Below are 18,998 nucleotides of genomic sequence, written 5' to 3' on the forward strand. Positions count from 1 at the left end.
TCTCTTGCCACGCCACGCCGCCGTGCTTCTCTCGTGCTTCTCAACCGGGACGCAAATTCCATACCGCGCGCCACACCACGGCCCGTGCGCCCCACGGCGCACGCCGGGCGTCCTCGTACCCATCTCCGACCTTTCCCCTTTTACATGCCGATATAAAACGTGCAAAACCCAGCACCGGCGGCAAAGTAGTCGATGTCCTACATGCGTTTCAGGCATCGCCCCCAAGTGGCAGGCGGCCGGCCCGAATATCGTGGAACTACCGTGAGGACACAATCTTGGAGAAACCGACATGAAACGCACGCTTACCGCAACCGCCCTCGCCCTCAGCGCGCTGATCGCGATGCCTGCCATGGCCCAGGGGGGCGGCCAGGCCCCCGTCTCGCCGAACGTGCCGAACCCGAGCGCGCCGCCGGCCCCTGAAGGCCCCAGCACGCAGCGCGGCACCTTGCCCTCTGCCACCCAACCTGGCAGCAGCGGCACGATGAGCAGCGGCTCGACCATGCACAAGGACAGCACGACCACCAAGAAGGACTCCACGGCACGTTCGAAGAAGCCGCGCGAGCAAGGCGCCCCCGCGGTGCCGACCGCCGACGCACCATCCGGCCCGAAGGGTGACTCGCCGGACCCGGCGCCGGGCACCAAGCGCTAAGTTCGCGCCAAGCCCGCCGACCGGTCATCACCCGCGCCGCCCCCTGCGTTTGCAGGCGGGCGGCGTTTTGCGTGCATTCAACTCAGATCTGCACGAAATTTCAGGGCGATATGGATAGGGCTTTGGTCCCGGAACGGCTACCGTCTCCTACAGTGAGACATGACAAGACAACTGCAAGGACATGACGGAGACGTAGATGGATGCATTGACTACTACACTCGCCCGACTGAGCCGCCATGCCCAGTCGTGCGCAGAGTCGTTGTCCGCCGTGGCCGCTGCGGCGTCTGACCCGCAGATGCGCGCCGTGCTGGCGCATCGGGCGAACATGCAGCGCTGTGCGGCAGCCGAACTGGCCGTCCGGGCCGGCGCCAGTCTGGGCGACGGACACGGTACATCGCACGGCTCTGCCGTGCCCCCACCGCGGCGCGATACGCCGGGCAGCCCCGGCACGCCCTCGCCGGACGCCGGCGAGTTGCTGCTGCTGCGCCACGCGGCACAACAGGCCGGCCGCGCGGCCAGCGCCTATGGCGCACTGCTGCGCGAGCCGATCGACGATCCGGACCTGCGGTTGCTGCTCGCCCATTACTACCGGGGCGCCACGGAATTGCAGCGGCTGCTCGAGCATCGCGTAGCCGAGTTCTCTCCCGCGCGGGCCGCAGGCATGACGTCGCGGCGGATGAGTCCGCCGCTGCACTAGGAGGGCAGCGCCCTAACCTTGCGGATAGCCGGCGCGCAGCAGCCCCGCCTGGCGCGGCGCGGTCAGTTCCTGCTGCGGCTGGTACGGCCGGATCACCAGCGCCACATAGTCGTCGTCCTTGGGCGACACCACCAGGTACACCAGACCCGACATGACCAGGGCCACCTCGCCCAACTGCGCGGCGATGCGCGCGGCAATGAAGCGCTGGAGCAGCACCGGGTCCACGGTGGCGTCGATGGCAAGCGCGGCCGTGCAGATCGTCATCAGGCACTGTTCCACGGCGCGGCAGACCACCACCACCTCGTCGATGGCGTATCCGGTGTGGGCCGCGCGCACGAGCACGGAAATGCCCTCGCTGGTCTTGGCGCGATGCCAGCCGGGTTTGGCGCGGAAATCGGGCAGCGCGAGGCGAGACCCGGCGCCCGTCGCCACGGCGTTGAACTGGTGGGCGAAGTCGCGCGGACTGATGGAGAGCAGTTGTTTTTCCACGGGCGTGGAGGAGACGGCTACCGACGAGGCCAGGCTCATCGTCACCAGGATGCCGGACAAGTTCATCGTGATCTCCCTGGCTGACGCCTGGCGGTGCCCTGCACCGCGTAGGTCACGCAGCCTACCATCCCTGAGCAATTGGCATTCCAGCCTCTGGCGGACGGTCTGCGTGGCGAATGTGTGTCGCGGTCCCCTGCCTGGAACTATAGGCGGCGGCGGGTCTTGGTGAAAACCCTAAACCTTCGCCCCTGCCGTTGCGCATGCCGGCCGCCCCGCCGAGCGGGATGTGCCGACTGGCATGCAACTTGCCGCCCTTCTTGTCGAAGGACATGTGAACCGACCATGAATCGATCATCAGGAGCCCCATCATGAGCAAGACGTCCCGCCATCCGCATGACACGCCCTCCCGACGAGGGGACCAGACCGGCGCCAGCGACCCCGAGAGCATCCCCAGCACGCTCGATCCCAACCTGGACACCGATGCCAGCGACCTGGAACGGGAGCTGGGCCAGGCCGAGCGCGACCTCCACGTGGCCGAGGAAGACAACCCCGAGGACGAGATCTCCGACGAAGTGCAGCGCGCCGCCGAGTCCCTGCCGTCCGACACCCCGGTCGACCGGGCCGACCAGACCGACAAGCGCATGGAAAATCCGCCGAACGGCAGCGATCTCTAGGGTGCCCGTCTCCGGGCCATCCCATGAAAAATGCCCCGGCGAACCGGGGCATTGTCTTTCGCGAGGGGGGCAAATGGGACTAGTTCGACACTAGTTCGACACTAGTTCGATTATTCCGAGGCCAGCACGCCATACGGCCGGATGTGGAGCTTGTTGATCACATCCGTCACGCCGAAGGTGTCATCGGCAATGTCTTCCACCTCGTACTTGATGCGCCGATTGTCCACCGAGCCGGTCAGGGTGACGATGCTGCCCATGACCGTGACGTCCACTTCGCTCACGTCGAGGCCCGACTGATGGGCCAGCCGCTCGCACAGTTCCTCACGGATGCGCTCGTCGGTACGGGTGTAGTTCTTCGGTCCCACCCGGCGCGAATAGCCATAGGGCGACCGCTCCTGCCCGAACGACTGGTCACCGCGTGAGCGCTGGCGGTAGTTGCGGCCGGCCTCGGCCTCGTAGCCGCGCTGGGGCTGGGGCTGGGGCTGGTAGGGCTCGTAAGGGGGATTGGGGTCGGCGCGCCGGGCGGGCGTGGTGCCGGGCGAGCGCGAGGCGGCCTGATAGCCATCCTCATAGCCGCTGCTGTAGGCGGTCACGTAGCCGCGGTTGTGCGGCGTGCTTTCGTCGCGGTTCTCGTCGTAGGTGGAGCGGGCTGGATAGTAGACCGGGCCGCCACGTGCCTGGTTGCCCTGCCGGCCCGATTCCGTGCCCCATGCCGTACGGCCGCGCCGCCAGGCGCCATCGTCGCGCACATTGTCGTCGGGCGCGTTCCAGCCGTTGTCGCTGGCGTCATAGGGATTGCGGTCGCGCGTGTTGCCGTACCGGCCGCCCGACAGGTCGCGTTCCCGCCAGTTCCGATCATCGCCCGGTACGTGACCGTAGCCTTGCTCCGAGCCGCCGTAACGCTGGTCCGGCCACCGGCGTCGGCCATAGTCGTCTGATCGCTTCATTGCGTTCCTCCATGGGCTGGGGCGCGAGACGCGGCCCCGATACGGAAGAAGCGGCAAGTTTCATACCGAGCGCGGCAGGCGCCCGGTATGGCGAATCATCCACCTACGGCATGCAGTTTCTACAAGCTGTGCGCGCACAAAGCGGCGCCGCTTATTTCCTGATTATTTGCCGGCGGCCCGCATCGCGGCGCTGTCCGCGCTGTCCGCACTTTGCGGCGTCACCAGCCGCAGGCCGCTGGCGATGGCCGCCAGCCCGGCAAAACCGGCGCCGAGCGACAGCGCCAGGGTCGGCCCATGCTCGCCGGCAATGCTGAACGACAGCGCCACCAGCGCAGCGCCCGTGGCCTGACCGATCAGGCGCGCCGTGGCAATCACCCCGCTGGCACCGCCCGAGCGCTCGCGCGGCGCGCTGCCCATCAGTGCCTTGAGGTTGGGCGACTGGAAGAAACCGAAGCCAGCCCCGCAGATCGCCATGCGGATGCCGATGTTCAGCGCGCTGGCATCCGCCGGCATCATCGCCAGCGACGCCATGCCGACCGCCATGACGGCCAGCCCCACCCCGCCGAGCAGGCCGGGCGGATAGCGGTCAGACAGGCGCCCCGCCAGCGGCGCCATCAGCGCGACCACGGCGGACCACGGCGTCAGGAGGAAGCCGGTTTCCACCGGATTGCGCCCCAGCACATGCTCGAAATAGAACGGCAGCGACACGAAGGCCAGCCCCTGCGCGGCGAACGAGCAGACGGCGGTCAGCGTGGACAGCGCGAACATCGGCCGACGGAACAGGTCCACCGGCAGCATCGGGGCCGGATGACCGCGTTCGCGGCGCAGCAGCAGCACGAAGGCGATGAGGAACACCACGGCGGCTGCCACCACGTATTCCACCGGCTCGCGCTGCACGCCCTCGCCGAGCGCGAAGATCAGCGCCGCGAAGGTAATGACGTTGAGGATGGCCGCCACGGGGTCGAAGCCATGCGTGCTGCGCTTGCTCTCCGGCAGCGAGCGCCAGCCGATGGACAGCGCCAGCAGCCCGATCGGCAGGTTCACGGCGAACAGCCACGGCCAGGTGCCGAACGAGAGGATGACGGACGCCACGGTCGGCCCGACCGCGAACGACACCCCGACGATCAACGCGTTCAGCCCCAGCCCGCGCCCAAGCCGGTGCATCGGAAAAATCGCGGAAATCAGTGCCGTGTTCACGCTCATGATGGCGGCGGCGCCGATGCCCTGCAGCGCCCGCGCGGCAGCCAGCGACGGCAGCGACCACGCCATGGCGCAGATCACCGACGAGATGACGAAGACGATCACCCCGCTCAGATACATGCGCCGGTGACCGACGATGCCGCTCAGCGCGGCGAACGGCAGCAGCGTGGCCACCATCGCCAGTTGGTAGGCGTTGATGATCCAGACTGAGGCCTGCGGGGTGCTGCGCAGGTCCGCCGCGATGGCCGGCAGCGCGGTATTGGCGATGGCCGTGTCGAGCGTGGCCAGCGCCACCGCGATCATGATCGCCGCCATGCCGCGCTTCTCGCGGGGCGTCATGGCGTTGTCGAGCGGGGGCTGCGTGGCCGGGCTGGGCGGCGCGGAGGACGGCTGGCTGGCGGGGGTCTGCACGGTCGGATTACCAGTAGGGGCGATCGGGGCGAAGGCGCCGGACGGGGGGCCGTCCATGTCGCCAGATCGAGACAATACGGGAAAACGCGCGGGCCTGCTGAAGCCGCTTCAGCGTCCGCTTAATAGATCAGAGGGAAGTTGCCGGGAGATCGCGGCCGATGGGAAGAGGTTTCCCACCGTTAGCGGCGCGATATCAGCGAAATGCTGGATAAGTCAACGATTCAGTACCGCATCTGCACGTCGTCCACGCGGCTGGTGCGCGTGTTGAACAGGCAGGTGTAGCGGAAGGCCATGGCCGAGTCCGAGGCATCGGGCTCGAAGGTGCCCTCGCCGTTGACGCCGGTTTGCGTGCTGGTCTGCTGATAGATTCGTTCACGGTCCGGCATCATCATCACGCTGCCGGGCTGCGGATAGCGCTGCTTGACCGCGTTGGTGACGGCCTTTTCGCAGGCGTTGCCGGCGGCTTCCATCTGCGAACGGCTCAGGCCACCGGAGCCGCCATAGGTGACGCCCGGCGCCGGTGTAATCGTGGTGGAGGGTGACGCAGGCATGCGCTGCGGCGGGGCCGGGGGCGGCGTGGTGCACGCCGCCAGCAAGGCGACTGTGGCCAGCCCGAGGCTGGCCAACGGCACATCAGAGAAACGAGAAAGAAAGCGTGATGAAAAACGGGGCATCGGGTCGGTTCCGGTATCGGCTACGGACCGTCGGATGACGGGGATATCGGAACGACTCTATGCCAGGAATGCAGTGGGAGCAACCTGGATCAGGTCTTTTTCATCACATTCACGCTTATTCCACCCTCATTCCACTGCGATCCCCCGCTTTTCCTGCTCGGCGCCTTCGTGGGGTTCGCGCGCCAGCACCGGCACCAGCGCCGCGCCGGTATGGCTCGCCGCGTTTCGCGACAGCGTCTCCGGGTCCGCCGCGCCGACGATGGTGCCGCCGGCCGCCCCACCCTCCGGGCCGAGATCGATGATCCAGTCCGCTTCGGCAATCACGTCGAGGTCATGCTCGATCACCACCACGCTGTGCCCGCCATCGGTCAGCCGGTGCAGCACGCGAATCAGCCGCGCCACATCGGCCATATGCAGGCCCACGGTCGGTTCATCGAGCACATACAGCGTGTGCGGCGCCTTCTGGCCCCGGCGCGTGATGTCGTCACGCACCTTCGACAGCTCCGTCACCAGCTTGATCCGCTGCGCCTCCCCGCCAGACAGCGTGGGCGATGGCTGCCCCAGCGTCAGGTAGCCGAGGCCGACATCCTTCATCAGTTGCAGCGGATGGGCGATCTGCGTGATGGCGCCGAAGAACTCCACCGCCTCGTCGATCTCCATGGTCAGTACATCGCCGATGTTCTTGCCGCGCCAGGTCACCGCCAGCGTCTCCGGGTTGAAGCGCTGGCCATGGCAGACGTCGCACAGCACCTTCACATCGGGCAGGAAGCTCATGCCGATGGTGCGCACGCCCTGGCCCTCGCAGGCCGGGCAGCGCCCGTCGCCGGTATTGAACGAGAAGCGCGAGGCGCTGTAGCCGCGCGCCTTGGCCTCCAGCGTCTCCGCAAACATCTTCCGGATCGCGTCCCAGACACCGATATAGGTGGCCGGGCACGAGCGCGGCGTCTTGCCGATGGGGGTCTGGTCGACCTCCAGCACGCGATCGATGGACTCCCAACCGCTGATCGACGTGCAGCCATGCCACGCATGCGCCACATTCAGCGCGCGCGTGGCCGTAGGCTTGCCGGCCTTCTCGGCGGCAGCCCGGGCCCGGCGCGTGGCCGGCGACGACATTACCGAGCGCCCCACGGCGTCCAGCAGGTTGGTCATCAGCACGTCCCGCGCGAGCGTGGACTTGCCCGAGCCGGACACGCCGGTAATCGCCACCAGACGCGCCAGCGGAATCCGCGCCGTGACATGGCGCAGGTTATGTAGATGCGCACCCTCCACGGTCAGCCATTGCGCCGGCTCGGCTTCCCGGCCCGCGCGCGCCGGCCGCACCGCGCGGCGCGGCTGAAGCGGATGGATGATCGGCCGCGCCAGGAACTGGCCCGTGGTGGAGTCCGGTGCGGCGGCCAGCGCCGCCACCCCGCCCTGCGCCACGAGATGCCCGCCGCGCTTGCCGGCGCCGGGGCCAATATCGATGATGTGGTCGGCACGGCGGATGGTGTCCTCGTCATGCTCCACCACCACCAGCGTGTTGCCCTTGTCGCCAAGCTTGCGCAGGGCGTCCAGCAGGATCTGGTTGTCGCGCGGATGCAGGCCGATGGTCGGCTCGTCCAGCACGTAGCACACGCCCTGCAGGTTGCTGCCGAGCTGTGCCGCCAGGCGGATGCGCTGCGCCTCGCCGCCCGAGAGGCTCGGCGCGGCCCGGTCCAGGCTCAGGTAGCCGAGCCCCACTTCCTCCAGGAACTGCAGCCGGCTGGCGATTTCCGACACCACGTCGCGCGCGATCTCGGCATCGCGGCCCTTGAGCCGCAGGCCGTCCACCCAGCGCCGCGTATCGGACACGGTCCATTGGGCGACATCGGTAATCGCGCTGGCCTCGAAGGTCACCGCGCGCGCCACCGGGTTCAGGCGCGTGCCGCTGCAATCGGCGCAAGGCGTATCGCCCACGCCTTCCGGCTCCTGCTCCTCGGACGGCAGGCTTTGCTCGCGCCCGCGGTTGTCGTCGGCGCCAAGCACCGTGTCGTCGTATGCCGCGCGCTGCTCGCGGGTCAGCGCCAGCCCCGTGCCCACGCAGGTGGTGCACCAGCCATGCTTGCTGTTGTACGAGAACATGCGCGGATCGAGTTCCGGGTAGCTCGTGCCACAGACCGGACAGGCGCGCTTCGTCGAAAACACCTTGGTTTCGCCGACGTGGCGGGTGCCGTTGCCATCATGGATGGCGTCGTGCAGCCCATCCAGCGGCGCCAGCAGGTGCATCACGCCCTTGCCCACCTCCAGCGTCTGGTCCAGCAGCGCGCGCAGCGCCGCCTCGTTATCCGCCGAAATCAGGATGTCACCCACCGGCAGTTCGATGGTGTGCTCGCGGAAGCGGTCCAGGCGCGGCCACGGGTCCACCGGCAGGAATTCGCCGTCCACGCGCAGGTGGGTGTTGCCGCGCGCCTTGGCCCATTTGGCCAGATCCGTATAGACGCCCTTGCGGTTCACCACCAGCGGCGCCAGCAGACCCACATGCTGGCCGCGATGGTCGCGCAGCAGTTGCGCCACAATGGACGCCGCGCTCTGCGACGTCACCGGCGCGCCGTCATGCACGCAGTGCTGGATGCCCAGCTTCACGTACAGCAGGCGCAGGAAATGCCAGACCTCGGAGGTCGTCGCCACCGTGCTCTTGCGGCCACCGCGCGACAGCCGCTGCTCGATGGCCACGGTCGGCGGAATGCCATACACCGCGTCCACCTCCGGCCGCCCGGCCGGCTGCACGATCGAACGCGCATAGGCATTCAGCGATTCCAGATAGCGGCGCTGGCCCTCGTGGAACAGGATGTCGAAGGCCAGCGTGGATTTGCCCGAGCCCGAGACGCCCGTAATCACATTGAACTTCCCGTGCGGGATGTCGACATTCAGCGATTTCAGGTTGTGCTCGTGCGCGTTGACGATGCGCACCACTCCCTCGCCCTCGATGGCCCGGCGCGCGCGCTTGGCCTGCAGCGCGGCTTGCAGCGGCAGGCCGTGCCCGGCCATCTCGGCGCGCTCGGCGGCCAGCGTGCCGGCCTCGCCCATGGCCTGGTCATACTGGATCAGCGCATGGCCGGTATGCGAGTGTTCGCAGCCCTTGACGTCCTCGGGCGTGCCCACGCACAGCACCTCGCCGCCGGCGTCGCCGCCTTCCGGGCCCAGGTCGATCAGCCAGTCCGCCGCGCGAATCACATCCAGGTTGTGTTCGATCACGATCAGCGAATGGCCGCCGTCCAGCAGCTTGCCGAACGCGCGCATCAGCTTGGCGATGTCGTCGAAATGCAGGCCGGTGGTGGGTTCGTCGAACATGAACAGCCGCCGGGGCAGGATCACCGCCTTGCGGTTCTTCACCGGCTGGGTCTGCGCGGTCTCGGCCAGGAAGCCGGCCAGCTTGAGCCGCTGGGCCTCCCCGCCGGACAGCGTCGGCACGGGCTGGCCCAGCTTCACGTATTCCAGGCCGACGTCGGCAATCGGCGCCAACACGCGCAGGACGGCGGCATCGTCGGCGAACAGCGCCGTCGCCTCGCTGACGGTTAGCTCCAGCACATCGGCCACGCTCAACTGGCGCGACGGCTGGCCGCGCACCGCGCGGGCGATCTTCACCTCTAGCACCTCGGCGCGATAGCGCGTGCCGTCGCAATCGGGGCAGCGCAGGTAAACGTCGCTCAGGAACTGCATCTCCACGTGCTCGAAGCCCGAGCCGCCGCAGGTCGGGCAGCGCCCGTCGCCCGAATTGAAGCTGAACGTGCCGGCCGTGTAGCCGCGCTGGAGCGCCAGCGGCGCGCGGGCGAACAGCTTGCGGATCTCGTCGAACGCGCCCACGTAGCTGGCCGGGTTGGAGCGCGCGGTCTTGCCGATGGGCGACTGGTCCACGAAGACCACGTCATCCACCTGCTCGGCGCCGATCAGGTCGCGGAACGCGCCGGGGGACTCGGTGGCCTTGCCGAAATGGCGCGCCATGGCCGGGTACAGCACGTCCTGCAGCAGCGTGGACTTGCCCGAGCCGGACACGCCAGTCACGCAGACCAGCCGGTTCAGCGGAATCTCGACGCTGACATCGCGCAGGTTGTGCTCGGTGGCGCCTTCCAGCCGGAGGCGCGGCGTGTCCGCATCGACCTTGCGCGCCTGCCAGTGCGACGCATCCGTCACAAGGCGCCGCCCGCCGAGGTAGTCCCCGGTCAGCGTGCGTTCATGGCGGATGGCCGCCGGCGTGCCGTCGAAGACGATGTCACCGCCGCGCTCGCCAGGGCCGGGGCCCATGTCGATCAGCCGGTCGGCGGCCAGCATGACCGAGGGGTCGTGCTCCACCACCACCAACGTGTTGCCGGCGTCGCGCAGCCGATGCATCGCCTCGACGATCCGGTTCAGGTCGCGCGGATGCAGGCCGATGCTCGGCTCATCGAGCACGAACAGCGTGTTGACCAGCGAGGTGCCCAGCGCCGTGGTCAGGTTGATCCGCTGGACCTCCCCGCCAGACAGCGTGCGGCTCTGGCGGTCCAGTGTCAGGTAGCCCAGGCCCACGTCGCACAGGTATTTCAGGCGCGTGCGCACCTCGGCCAGCAGCAGCTTGAGGGCGTCGTCGAGCAAGGCGCTCGGCAGCGTCAGATCGTCGAAGAAGCGGCGGATGCGGGCAATCGGCATCAGCATCAGGTCGTGCACGGTCAGGCCCGGCAGCGCCTCCAGCTGGGTGCGATCCCAGTCCACGCCGCGCGGCAGGAAGCGGTAATCCGGCTGGAGCACGGCGTCTGCATTGGCCTTGTCGCCCAGGCGCCAGAGCAGCGATTCGGTCTTGAGGCGCGCGCCGCCGCAGGTTTCGCAGGGCGTGTAGCTGCGGTACTTCGACAAGAGCACGCGGATGTGCATCTTGTAGGCCTTCGATTCCAGGTAGCTGAAGAACCGCATCACGCCGTACCACTGCTTGTTCCACTGGCCGTTCCAGTCCGGCGAGCCGTGGATGACCCAGTGCTGCTCGGCCTCGCTGAGCTGGTTCCACGGCAGGTCGCGCGGAATGCCGGCGCGGGCGGCGTAGCGCATCAGGTCGTCCTGGCATTCCTTCCAGGCCGGCGTCTGCATCGGCTTGATCGCCCCGTCGCGCAGCGATTTGCGGCTGTCGGGAATCACCAGGCCCAGGTCCACGCCGATGACCCGGCCGAAGCCCCGGCAGGTCTCGCAGGCGCCATAGGCGGAATTGAACGAGAACAGCGCCGGCTGCGGGTCCGCGTAGCGGATATCGCTTTCCGGGCTGTGCAGGCCGGTGGAGAAGCGCCAGACCGGGCCGTCGCCGGCGTCGGTCACCACCTGCACGCTCACGCGACCGCCGCCGCGCTTGAGGGAGGCTTCGATGGCCTCCACGGCGCGGGCCTTGTCCACATTGGCGATGCGGAAGCGGTCTGCCACCACGTCCAGCACCTTGCGGCTGCCGGTGGCGGACTCGACCACGCGCTGGCCGTGCACGCGCGTGTAGCCGCTGACGGACAGCCATTGCGCCACTTCTTCCTCGGTGGCCGAGGCCGGCAGTTCCACGGGGAAGGTCACCACCAGCCGGGCGTCGGCAAAGGGCTGGCCGGGCGCGGTGCGGGCGGCCAGTTCGGCGTAGATGGTCTCGGGGGAGTCATGACGCACCGGCAGCGCCGTCTGGCGGTCGAACAGTTCGGCCGCGCGCGCGTAGAGCAGCTTCAGGTGGTCGTTCAGCTCGGTCATCGTGCCGACGGTGGACCGGGAACTGCGCACCGGGTTGGTCTGGTCGATGGCGATGGCCGGCGGCACGCCGTCCACCTTGTCCACCTGCGGACGGTCCATGCGGTCCAGGAACTGGCGCGCGTAGGCGCTGAAGGTCTCCACGTAGCGGCGCTGGCCTTCCGCGTAGAGCGTATCGAAGACCAGGCTGGACTTGCCCGAGCCCGAGGGGCCCGTTACCACGGTCATCTGGCCCGTGTGCAGGTCAAGGTCGATATTCTTGAGATTGTGCTGACGGGCGCCGCGGATGCGGATCAGGCCATGGTCGGACAATTTTGCCTCGCAAATCAATGGGTTAAGCGCAATGCAGGGGGCGGACGCACCGCCGGAGCCCACCATCGTACTCCGATCGGCTCGGCGAATTACGATGGCTTCGCAGGCCCCGGCGGGGTCTGGTGTGGCGCTACTATACTGTACAAACGTACAGTATGTGGAGCGCGGCTTGCTGCGGCAGAGTGCGCAGCGGAGGGAGAGAGAAAATCTGGGAGGGCGGCGGTTACCCCAGCCGGTAGGCCAGCGCCACGATGATCGGCCCGAGTACGGGAAGCATCACATTGGCGATGGCATAGGTCACCGTATAGCCGAGCAGCGGCACCGAACTCTGGCTGGCGGCCAGGATGGCGCTGATCGCCGGCGTGCTCACGTGCTGCCCGGCGATGGCGCCAATCAGCAACGGGCCCTCGATCTTCAGGAACACGTGGCCGATCCATAGCGACAGGCAAGCCGGCACGAGCGACACGGCGAGGCCGACCAGCGGCAGCATCGCGCCATGCTCGCGCACCAGCGTGATGGCATCCGGCCCCGCCGACAATCCCACGCTGGCGACAAATATCGCCAAGCCGAGGTCCTTCAGCAACTGGACGCCAGCCGGCGGCATGTCCCCCAGCCCGGGCCGCTTGAAGTTGATCCAGCCGAACACCAGCCCGCTCAGCAGCGCCCCGCCGCCGCTGCCGAGCGAGATCGGAATCCCGTACACGGTCACGGACAGCATGCCCACCAGCAGACCCAGCAGGATCCCCACGCAGAGGAAGACGAGATCGGTGGTGTCCACGTGGCGCACGGCCGTGCCCAGCTCCTGCGCGGCCGCGCTCAGCGCCGGGTCGGTGCCGACCAGCGTCAGGCGGTCGCCGTGCAGCAACTGCGTCGCCGGCGTAATCGGCAGGCTCATGCCGGAGCGCATGATCTGCTGCACCCAGACGAAGCGGATATGCCGCTGCGTGGCCGCCCGGGCGAGATCGCCCAGCGTGCGGCCGTTCAGACCGGGCTTGTTGACGATGACCTGGCGTTCGTCGAGCTGGAGCACATCGTGGTGGGCCGCCGGCGGCAACACCTCCACGCCGACCCGTTCGCCCGCATTGACCAGCCGCTCGCGCACGCCGATCAGGGCGACGATGTCGCCCGCCTCGATCTTCTGGTCGGGATCCGCCGTGACGGCCTCATTGCCGCGAAACAGGCCCGCGACGAGGGTGCGCCCGCCAATCTGGCGTTCAAGCTGGCCGACGGTCAGCCCGGCGGCCCCTTCGGCGCGATAGGCGCGGCCTACCAGACGCGGGAGCGCCGGTTGCGTGGCCACGTCGTCATCCGAGGCGGCCTCCAGCCGGGTGGCGAGCTCGCGGGACGCCGTCTTCAGGTTGAGCCGCAACAGCATCGGCGCGACCTGACTGGTGAAGAAGACAATGCTGACGAGGCCGACCAGATAGGTCAGCGTGTACGCGGTGGCGATGTTCGATTCCATCCGCGTGGTTTCCGCCGCGCCCAGGCCAAGGTGCTTGAGCGCTTCGGCCGCCGTGCCGACCACGGCCGATTCTGTCGCGGCGCCGGCCGCCAGCCCCGCCGCCGTGCCGGGGTCCAGGCCCATCATCCGCGTGGCGGTCAGCACGATCGAGATAACGGCAATCGCCTCGATCAGCGGCAGCACCATGAAGCGCAGGCTGGAGCGGTTCAGGTTGGCGAAGAACTGCGGGCCGCCGGAATAGCCCATCGCGAAGATGAACAGCGCGAAGGCCACCTCCTTCAGTTCCCCGTGGAGCTGGCAGCCGGTCTGCCCGATCAACAGCGCCACGATCAGCGTGCCGCACACCCCGCCGAGCCCGATCGGCCCGATCTTGAGCTTGCCTACCGCATAGCCGAGGCCGACGGTCACGAACAGGACCGCCATCGGCACGTCGTTGAAGATTCCGACCGAACATTGCATGGTGACCTCTCCAGCGGCCGGCGATTGCAATGCTCGCCGTGCGACGATTGTGCTTCGGGGGGCGGACTAGCGCCGGCTGCTCGCTACATGGCTCGCCAGCGAAGATCCACCCGCCATGGCAAATCGCGCCGCCAGCACCGTCGCCACGCGGGTTTGGGCGGCGGGCTCGCCCACGACTACGACCAGTCCGGCATCCACAGCCTGCGCCCAGCCGATGCGGCCGTCCAGCAAGGCGCGCAGCACGGGTTCCCCGGTCACCACGACCACGTCGCCATCGGCCGGGCCCGCGTCGTGATGCGCATCGGGGGCGGCGTGCCGGCGGCTCGCCGCACCATATCGCGTCCAGAGCCGCGACTCCACCTGCAGCAGCGCCATCGGCGGCAGCTTCGGCCCGGCCGATGCGAGCCGCTGCTCCAGCCTATGTGCCGCATCGTCCGCACGTTCTCGCGCCTGCGCGCCGGTATTGCTTTCGGCAGCTGGCAACCTGCCCGCGCCAATGGCATCGTGAAGCGCGAAGGCCACGCCAATGGAGGCCGGATGCGCGGCGCCGACTTCATCTCCCAGCACGAAGTCGGAGCCGCACGCCGCCACCGTCGTCGGGAGGGCCCCAAGCCACGCTACCAGCGTGGCCATCAACACCGCGGTCGTCGTCTTCATGGCGTCACGATGTTGAACCAGAACGGGAAGGTGTCGAGCAGGGCGAGGAACTCGCTCAGTGCCTCGCGGCGGCCCTCCACCTTCATATCGCCCTTGGCGATGGCGTTCTCGATCGTGGTCTCCTTGAGCTGGATGGCGTCAAGCGTCGCTTTCGAGAGCGTGATCTTTGCGTCGGGCTGCGCCAGCGGCTTGCCATAGTTCAGCACCGCGTTCTCGACCGCCAGCCCGTACTGCTTCTTCAGGTCGGTAAAGTCGAGGTTCAGCCCGATCTTCTTGCCAGCGGCCTTCGGCCCGTTCAAGCGAACCGCCAGATAGTCGAACAGCATCTCCGGCGGCATCGCCTTGATGGTGTCCGGGCTCGCGGTCGTCGTCCCGCCGGCCTTGGGCACGCCATTGCGCAGTTCATAGGCGCCCATCAGGTAGACCGAGCGCCATGGCCCGCTCTCTGCCTGGTATCCCAGCTGTTCGAGGGAATCGGCCAGCAGGTCCTTGCCTGCCTTGCTGTTGGGGTTGGCGAACACCACATGCTTGAGGACTTCGGCCGTCCAGCGATAGTCGCCCTTGCTGAAATCCGCCCTGGCGCGCTTGAGCACCGCCGCTTCGCCGCCCATGTACTCCACATATTTCTTGGCGGCCATTTCTGGCGGCAGGTTGTTGAGGTCGGACGGATTGCCGTCGTACCAGCCCATGTAGCGCTGGTAGACCGCCCGGGAGTTGTGGCGCAGCGTGCCGTAATAGCCCCGGTTCGGCCAGAATTTGTCGAGCTCCGGCGGCAGCTTGATCATCTCCGAGATTTCTTCCCCGGTGTAGCCGTTGTTCATCAGGTTGACCGACTGGTCATGCGTGTACTTGTACAGGTCGCGCTGCTTCTTCCAGTAGTCGATGATCTTGGCGTTGCCCCACATCGGCCAGTGATGGGCCTGGAACTTGAAATCGACATCCTTGCCGTAGGTGTCGATGGTCTCGTTCAGGTAGCTCGACCACTTCAGCGCGTCGCGCACCTGGGCGCCACGCAGCGTCAGGATGTTGTGCATGGTGTTGGTCGTGTTCTCGGCCATCCACATGCCCCGGAACTGGGGGAAGAACGTGTTCATCTCGGACGGCGCCTCGGTGCCTGGCGTCATCTGGAACACCATCTTCACGCCATCCACGGTGATCTCGGTGCCGGTCTTGCTGATGATGTCCGTGGGGACGATCAGCCCCGCGTCGCCGGTCGACACGGTCTGCCCCAGCCCGCCGTTCACGCCACCGCGCGCGTTGCGGGGCAGCAGCGCCCCATACATATAGACGGCGCGGCGCCCCATCGCATTGCCGGCGATGACGTTCTCGCTGACCGCATGCTCCGTGAAGCCTTCCGGCGCGAAGATCTTGACCTTCCCGGACCGGACATCGGCTTCGTTCACGACGCCGCGCACGCCGCCGTAGTGATCCACGTGCGAGTGGCTGTACACCACGGCCACCACCGGCTTCTGCCCGAGGGTTTTCGTGACGAATTCCAGCGCCGCCTTGGCCGTCTCGGCCGAGATCAGCGGGTCCAGCACGATCCATCCCGTGTCACCCTGCACGAAGGTGATGTTCGACAGGTCGAAGCCACGCACCTGGTAAATCCGGTCCGACACCTTGAACAGTCCGTTCTGCATGCCCAACTGGGCGTTGCGCCACAGGCTCGGATTGACGGTGTCCGGCGCGGCCTTGTCGAGCCCGATGTATTGCTTGTAGGCTTCCAGGTCCCAGACGACGTCGCCCTTGGCATTGCGGATGGTCAGCGTGTCGGGCTTGGCCACCAGACCGCGCTGGGCATCCTCGAAGTCGGCCTTGTCGTTGAAAGGGAGTTCGTTCAGCACGGCCGCGTTCGCTGCCTTGGTCGCTGCCGTCGCGGGCTTGCCGCCAATGGGCTGGGCCTGGGCCCACCCCGATGATGTCCACGCCAATGTCGTCGCGGCGATGAGGAGAGGGGCGAATTTCATGGCTGGCACTCCCGGTTAGGACAAACCAATCAAACAACGGCAACCGCCAGACCCTAGCGCTTCAGCGCGGTCTCCAGGTTGTGCAAGTTCTGGGGTGGGACACGAATCAAACCGCCGCGCGGGCTGTCGATGTCCGCGATCAGCGCCAGTGACAGCGATATCGTCATCGGCAGCACCAGCAACAGGGCGGCCTTGGCGCTCTTGGTGCGCGCGCCATAGCCCTGCATCAGGCTGCTAAAGAACGCAATCACGATCATCAGGCACCAGGCCGACACCGGGATCCGGTTCAGCCACGCGGCCTCTGTATAGCCCTGGGAATTGAGGACGTCGTTCATGCCCGACACCACCAGCGACGTGATCGGGGTGGGCCTGTCGCGCGCCACGCCGCGCACCACCTTCCACAGGTCGTCGCCGATTTGTGCCGTGGCATGCTCGATTTTCTGCAGGGCGTCGGGTTCGCGCGTGCGGTAATAGAGGATGCGCTGGTCCAGGTAGCGGATCAGCAATGCCCTGATCTGCGCGGTCTCCGGCCCCTCCACCAGCTCGGCCCGCAGGAATTCGGTACCGATCGCGTTGGCCTCTTCTTCCTCCAGGTTCTTGCGCTGGTCATAGCGGCCGACCGCCATGGAGAGCGTGAACCCGATCAGCAGGGCGAGCAGCGTGAGCGTGGCGCCCTGCACGATATTGAAGTCGTCACGGCTGTCGTCCGCCATCGGCCTGATGCGGCGCAGCACCAGGAATCCGATCCCCGCCGCCAGCGCCATGAGCACGATCATGGCCAGGAAGAGGATGGCCGGATGCCTGGTGAGGTAGGTCATGGGACGATGGCCCGGAAGCCGTCAGTTCAGGCTGCCCGGATCCCGCGCGGCTTTCTGCTGCTTGGCGCGCGCCGCGAAGTAGGCCCCGATCTGCTTCTGCGTGATGCCATTGGTCTTCTTGGTGTCGATCTTGTCGTAATTCTTGAAGACTTCCGGCATGCCGGCCTCGGCCTCTTCGCGGCTCAACTTGCCGTCCTGGTTGGTATCGGCGGCCTTGAATTTCTCGGCGAAGGCGGCCTTGGCCTCCTGCGCGTTGGCCGGTTTTTGCTGCTGCGCACTGGCGGCCGTGGACATGAAGGCGGCAATCGCCGAAAGGCACGCAACGGCTACGAATTTCGAAGTCATGGTTGTCTCCCAGGTGTGTTTTGTATTCAGCGCTTGGGGCGCCACAGCCTGTGTGACTCTATCGCAGCGAATTGCGGTCTCGTAGTTAGACTTTTTGCGTCAGATATGAAAATAGTCGGGAGTCAGCGGGGCTTCGACAACTCCCCAAAGATTGTCGGAATCAACTCCGATACGGTCGGATGGATGGCCATGGTCTGGGTCATCTGCGTGGCGGTCATGCCACCGGCCATCGCGGCCAGCACCATATGGACCGCCTCGTCGCCGCCCGGGCCGAGGATGGCGGCGCCGAGAATCTGGTCGGTATCGGCATCCACCACCACCCGCATCGAGCCCTGCGCCTCGCCCTTCTCCACGGCCCGCGCCACGCGCGTCATGGGCCGCATGCCGATGCGCACCCTGTGGCCGGCCTGCCGCGCCTGGGCTTCGGTCATGCCCACGCGGCCGAGCGGCGGATCGGTGAACAGCGCGTAGACCGGAATCCGGTCACCCACGGAGCGCTGGGCCCCATCGAGCAGATTGGCCGCCACCACTTCGAAATCGTTGTAGGCGGTGTGGGTGAAGGCGCCGCGCCCGTTGCAATCGCCCAGTGCCCAGATGCCGTCCACGCTGGTGCGGAGCTGGTTGTCGACATCGATATAGCCGCGCGCATCGGTGGCCACGCCGGCCTTGTCGAGGCCCAGGTCGTCGGTGTTCGGTCGCCGGCCCACGGCCAGCAGCACGTGGGTGCCGGCGATCTGCTCCGCGCCGGCCGGGCAGCCCGGGCCGCTGACGCCCACCGCCGCACCTTCGGCATGCGGGTGAAGCTGGATGCACTCCGCGCCGCAGCGGATGCGGATGCCTTCCGCTTCCAGGATCTCCCGCACCTGCAGCGAGACGTCCGGATCTTCCCGCGCAATCAGGTGCTGGCCGCGCTCCACCACCGTGACCTGCGCGCCGAGACGGCGGAATACCTGCGCGAACTCCAGTCCCACATAGCTGCCGCCGATGACGATCAGGTGCCCGGGCACCTCGGTCATCGCCACCATGTTCGTATTCGTCAGATAGGGAACCTCGGTCAGCCCGCCGATTTCCTTGGGCGCCAGCGCACGGCCGCCCACATTGAGAAAGATCTTGTTCGCGCGCAGCAGGCGGTCGCCCACGCGCACGGTGCGGGGGCTCTCCAGCCGGGCGTGGCCACGGATCAGCGTGCAGCCTTGCATGCCCCCGAGCCAGCCTTCCAGCCCCGTGCGGGACTTGCCGCTGATCTCCGCCACGCGGGCGCTGACCCGGGCCATGTCGATGCGGGCTGGCCCCGGCAGCATCACGCCGTAGTCGGCGGCGCGCGCCGTCAGATGGGCCGCATAGGCGTTGGCGACGAGCGCCTTGGTCGGCGTGCAGCCCACGTTGACGCAGGTGCCGCCGACCTGATGGCGCTCGATGATCGCCACGGTCATGCCCGCCTGCGTCAGCCGGCCCGCCAGCGACGGGCCCGCCTGGCCGGTGCCGATGATGATGGCGTCGAAGATTTCAGGGGAATCCGACATACAGCCTCCTCATCGGC

The 18,998-nt window shown here is 67.4% G+C and carries 14 protein-coding genes; 3 read left to right on the forward strand and 11 right to left on the reverse strand.

Annotated elements, in window-relative coordinates; genetic code table 11:
- Positions 1-289: 289 nt before the first annotated feature.
- Both BM115_RS24440 and BM115_RS24445 read left to right on the forward strand, forming a co-directional pair.
- Complete coding sequence (locus tag BM115_RS24440; protein ID WP_092300601.1) at positions 290-649, forward strand: hypothetical protein; 360 nt, start codon at positions 290-292, stop codon at positions 647-649.
- A gap of 196 nt (positions 650-845) precedes the next feature.
- Complete coding sequence (locus BM115_RS24445) at positions 846-1,346, forward strand: hypothetical protein (protein WP_092300604.1); 501 nt, start codon at positions 846-848, stop codon at positions 1,344-1,346.
- 12 nt (positions 1,347-1,358) lie between these two features.
- Here the strand turns inward: BM115_RS24445 and BM115_RS24450 are convergent, their stop codons facing one another.
- The gene (locus BM115_RS24450; RefSeq protein ID WP_092300607.1) at positions 1,359-1,901 is read right to left on the reverse strand and encodes a malto-oligosyltrehalose synthase; all 543 of its coding nucleotides are present in this window, start codon (positions 1,899-1,901) and stop codon (positions 1,359-1,361) included.
- A 302-nt stretch (positions 1,902-2,203) separates the two neighbouring features.
- Here BM115_RS24450 and BM115_RS24455 point away from each other — a divergent pair, with 302 nt between their 5' ends.
- The gene (locus BM115_RS24455) at positions 2,204-2,509 is read left to right on the forward strand and encodes a hypothetical protein (RefSeq protein WP_092300610.1); all 306 of its coding nucleotides are present in this window, start codon (positions 2,204-2,206) and stop codon (positions 2,507-2,509) included.
- A gap of 110 nt (positions 2,510-2,619) precedes the next feature.
- Here the strand turns inward: BM115_RS24455 and BM115_RS24460 are convergent, their stop codons facing one another.
- From BM115_RS24460 to BM115_RS24505, 10 genes are all read right to left on the reverse strand, one after another.
- The gene (locus BM115_RS24460) at positions 2,620-3,456 is read right to left on the reverse strand and encodes a BON domain-containing protein (protein WP_092300614.1); all 837 of its coding nucleotides are present in this window, start codon (positions 3,454-3,456) and stop codon (positions 2,620-2,622) included.
- Between the two features lie 162 nt (positions 3,457-3,618).
- Positions 3,619-4,995 carry an MFS transporter gene (locus tag BM115_RS24465; RefSeq protein ID WP_092300759.1) on the reverse strand — a complete coding sequence of 459 codons (1,377 nt, stop codon included), beginning with the start codon at positions 4,993-4,995 and terminating at the stop codon, positions 3,619-3,621.
- A gap of 293 nt (positions 4,996-5,288) precedes the next feature.
- Positions 5,289-5,741: a short-chain fatty acid transporter gene (locus BM115_RS24470; protein ID WP_255370974.1), complete on the reverse strand. Its 453-nt coding sequence runs from the start codon at positions 5,739-5,741 to the stop codon at positions 5,289-5,291.
- Between the two features lie 126 nt (positions 5,742-5,867).
- Positions 5,868-11,750, reverse strand: coding sequence for an excinuclease ABC subunit UvrA (uvrA, locus tag BM115_RS24475; protein WP_092300620.1), 5,883 nt, complete (start codon positions 11,748-11,750; stop codon positions 5,868-5,870).
- 223 nt (positions 11,751-11,973) lie between these two features.
- Positions 11,974-13,671 (reverse strand): aspartate-alanine antiporter, encoded by a 1,698-nt coding sequence (aspT, locus tag BM115_RS24480; RefSeq protein ID WP_092300623.1) that lies wholly within the window; start codon positions 13,669-13,671, stop codon positions 11,974-11,976.
- A gap of 66 nt (positions 13,672-13,737) precedes the next feature.
- Positions 13,738-14,328, reverse strand: coding sequence for a hypothetical protein (locus BM115_RS24485; protein WP_092300626.1), 591 nt, complete (start codon positions 14,326-14,328; stop codon positions 13,738-13,740).
- On the reverse strand, positions 14,325-16,295 hold the full coding sequence (locus BM115_RS24490; protein ID WP_092300629.1) for an alkyl/aryl-sulfatase: 1,971 nt from the start codon (positions 16,293-16,295) through the stop codon (positions 14,325-14,327). The genes BM115_RS24485 and BM115_RS24490 overlap by 4 nt, the downstream gene beginning before the upstream one ends.
- Before the next feature lie 53 nt (positions 16,296-16,348).
- Positions 16,349-17,113, reverse strand: a complete 765-nt coding sequence (locus BM115_RS24495; RefSeq protein WP_092300632.1) for a bestrophin-like domain — start codon at positions 17,111-17,113, stop codon at positions 16,349-16,351.
- 21 nt (positions 17,114-17,134) lie between these two features.
- Positions 17,135-17,458 (reverse strand): calcium-binding protein, encoded by a 324-nt coding sequence (locus BM115_RS24500; protein ID WP_092300635.1) that lies wholly within the window; start codon positions 17,456-17,458, stop codon positions 17,135-17,137.
- 122 nt (positions 17,459-17,580) lie between these two features.
- Positions 17,581-18,981, reverse strand: a complete 1,401-nt coding sequence (locus BM115_RS24505; RefSeq protein WP_092300638.1) for an FAD-containing oxidoreductase — start codon at positions 18,979-18,981, stop codon at positions 17,581-17,583.
- Positions 18,982-18,998 lie beyond the last annotated feature (17 nt).

Source organism: Cupriavidus sp. OV096, from assembly GCF_900115455.1.
Lineage (GTDB): Bacteria > Pseudomonadota > Gammaproteobacteria > Burkholderiales > Burkholderiaceae > Cupriavidus.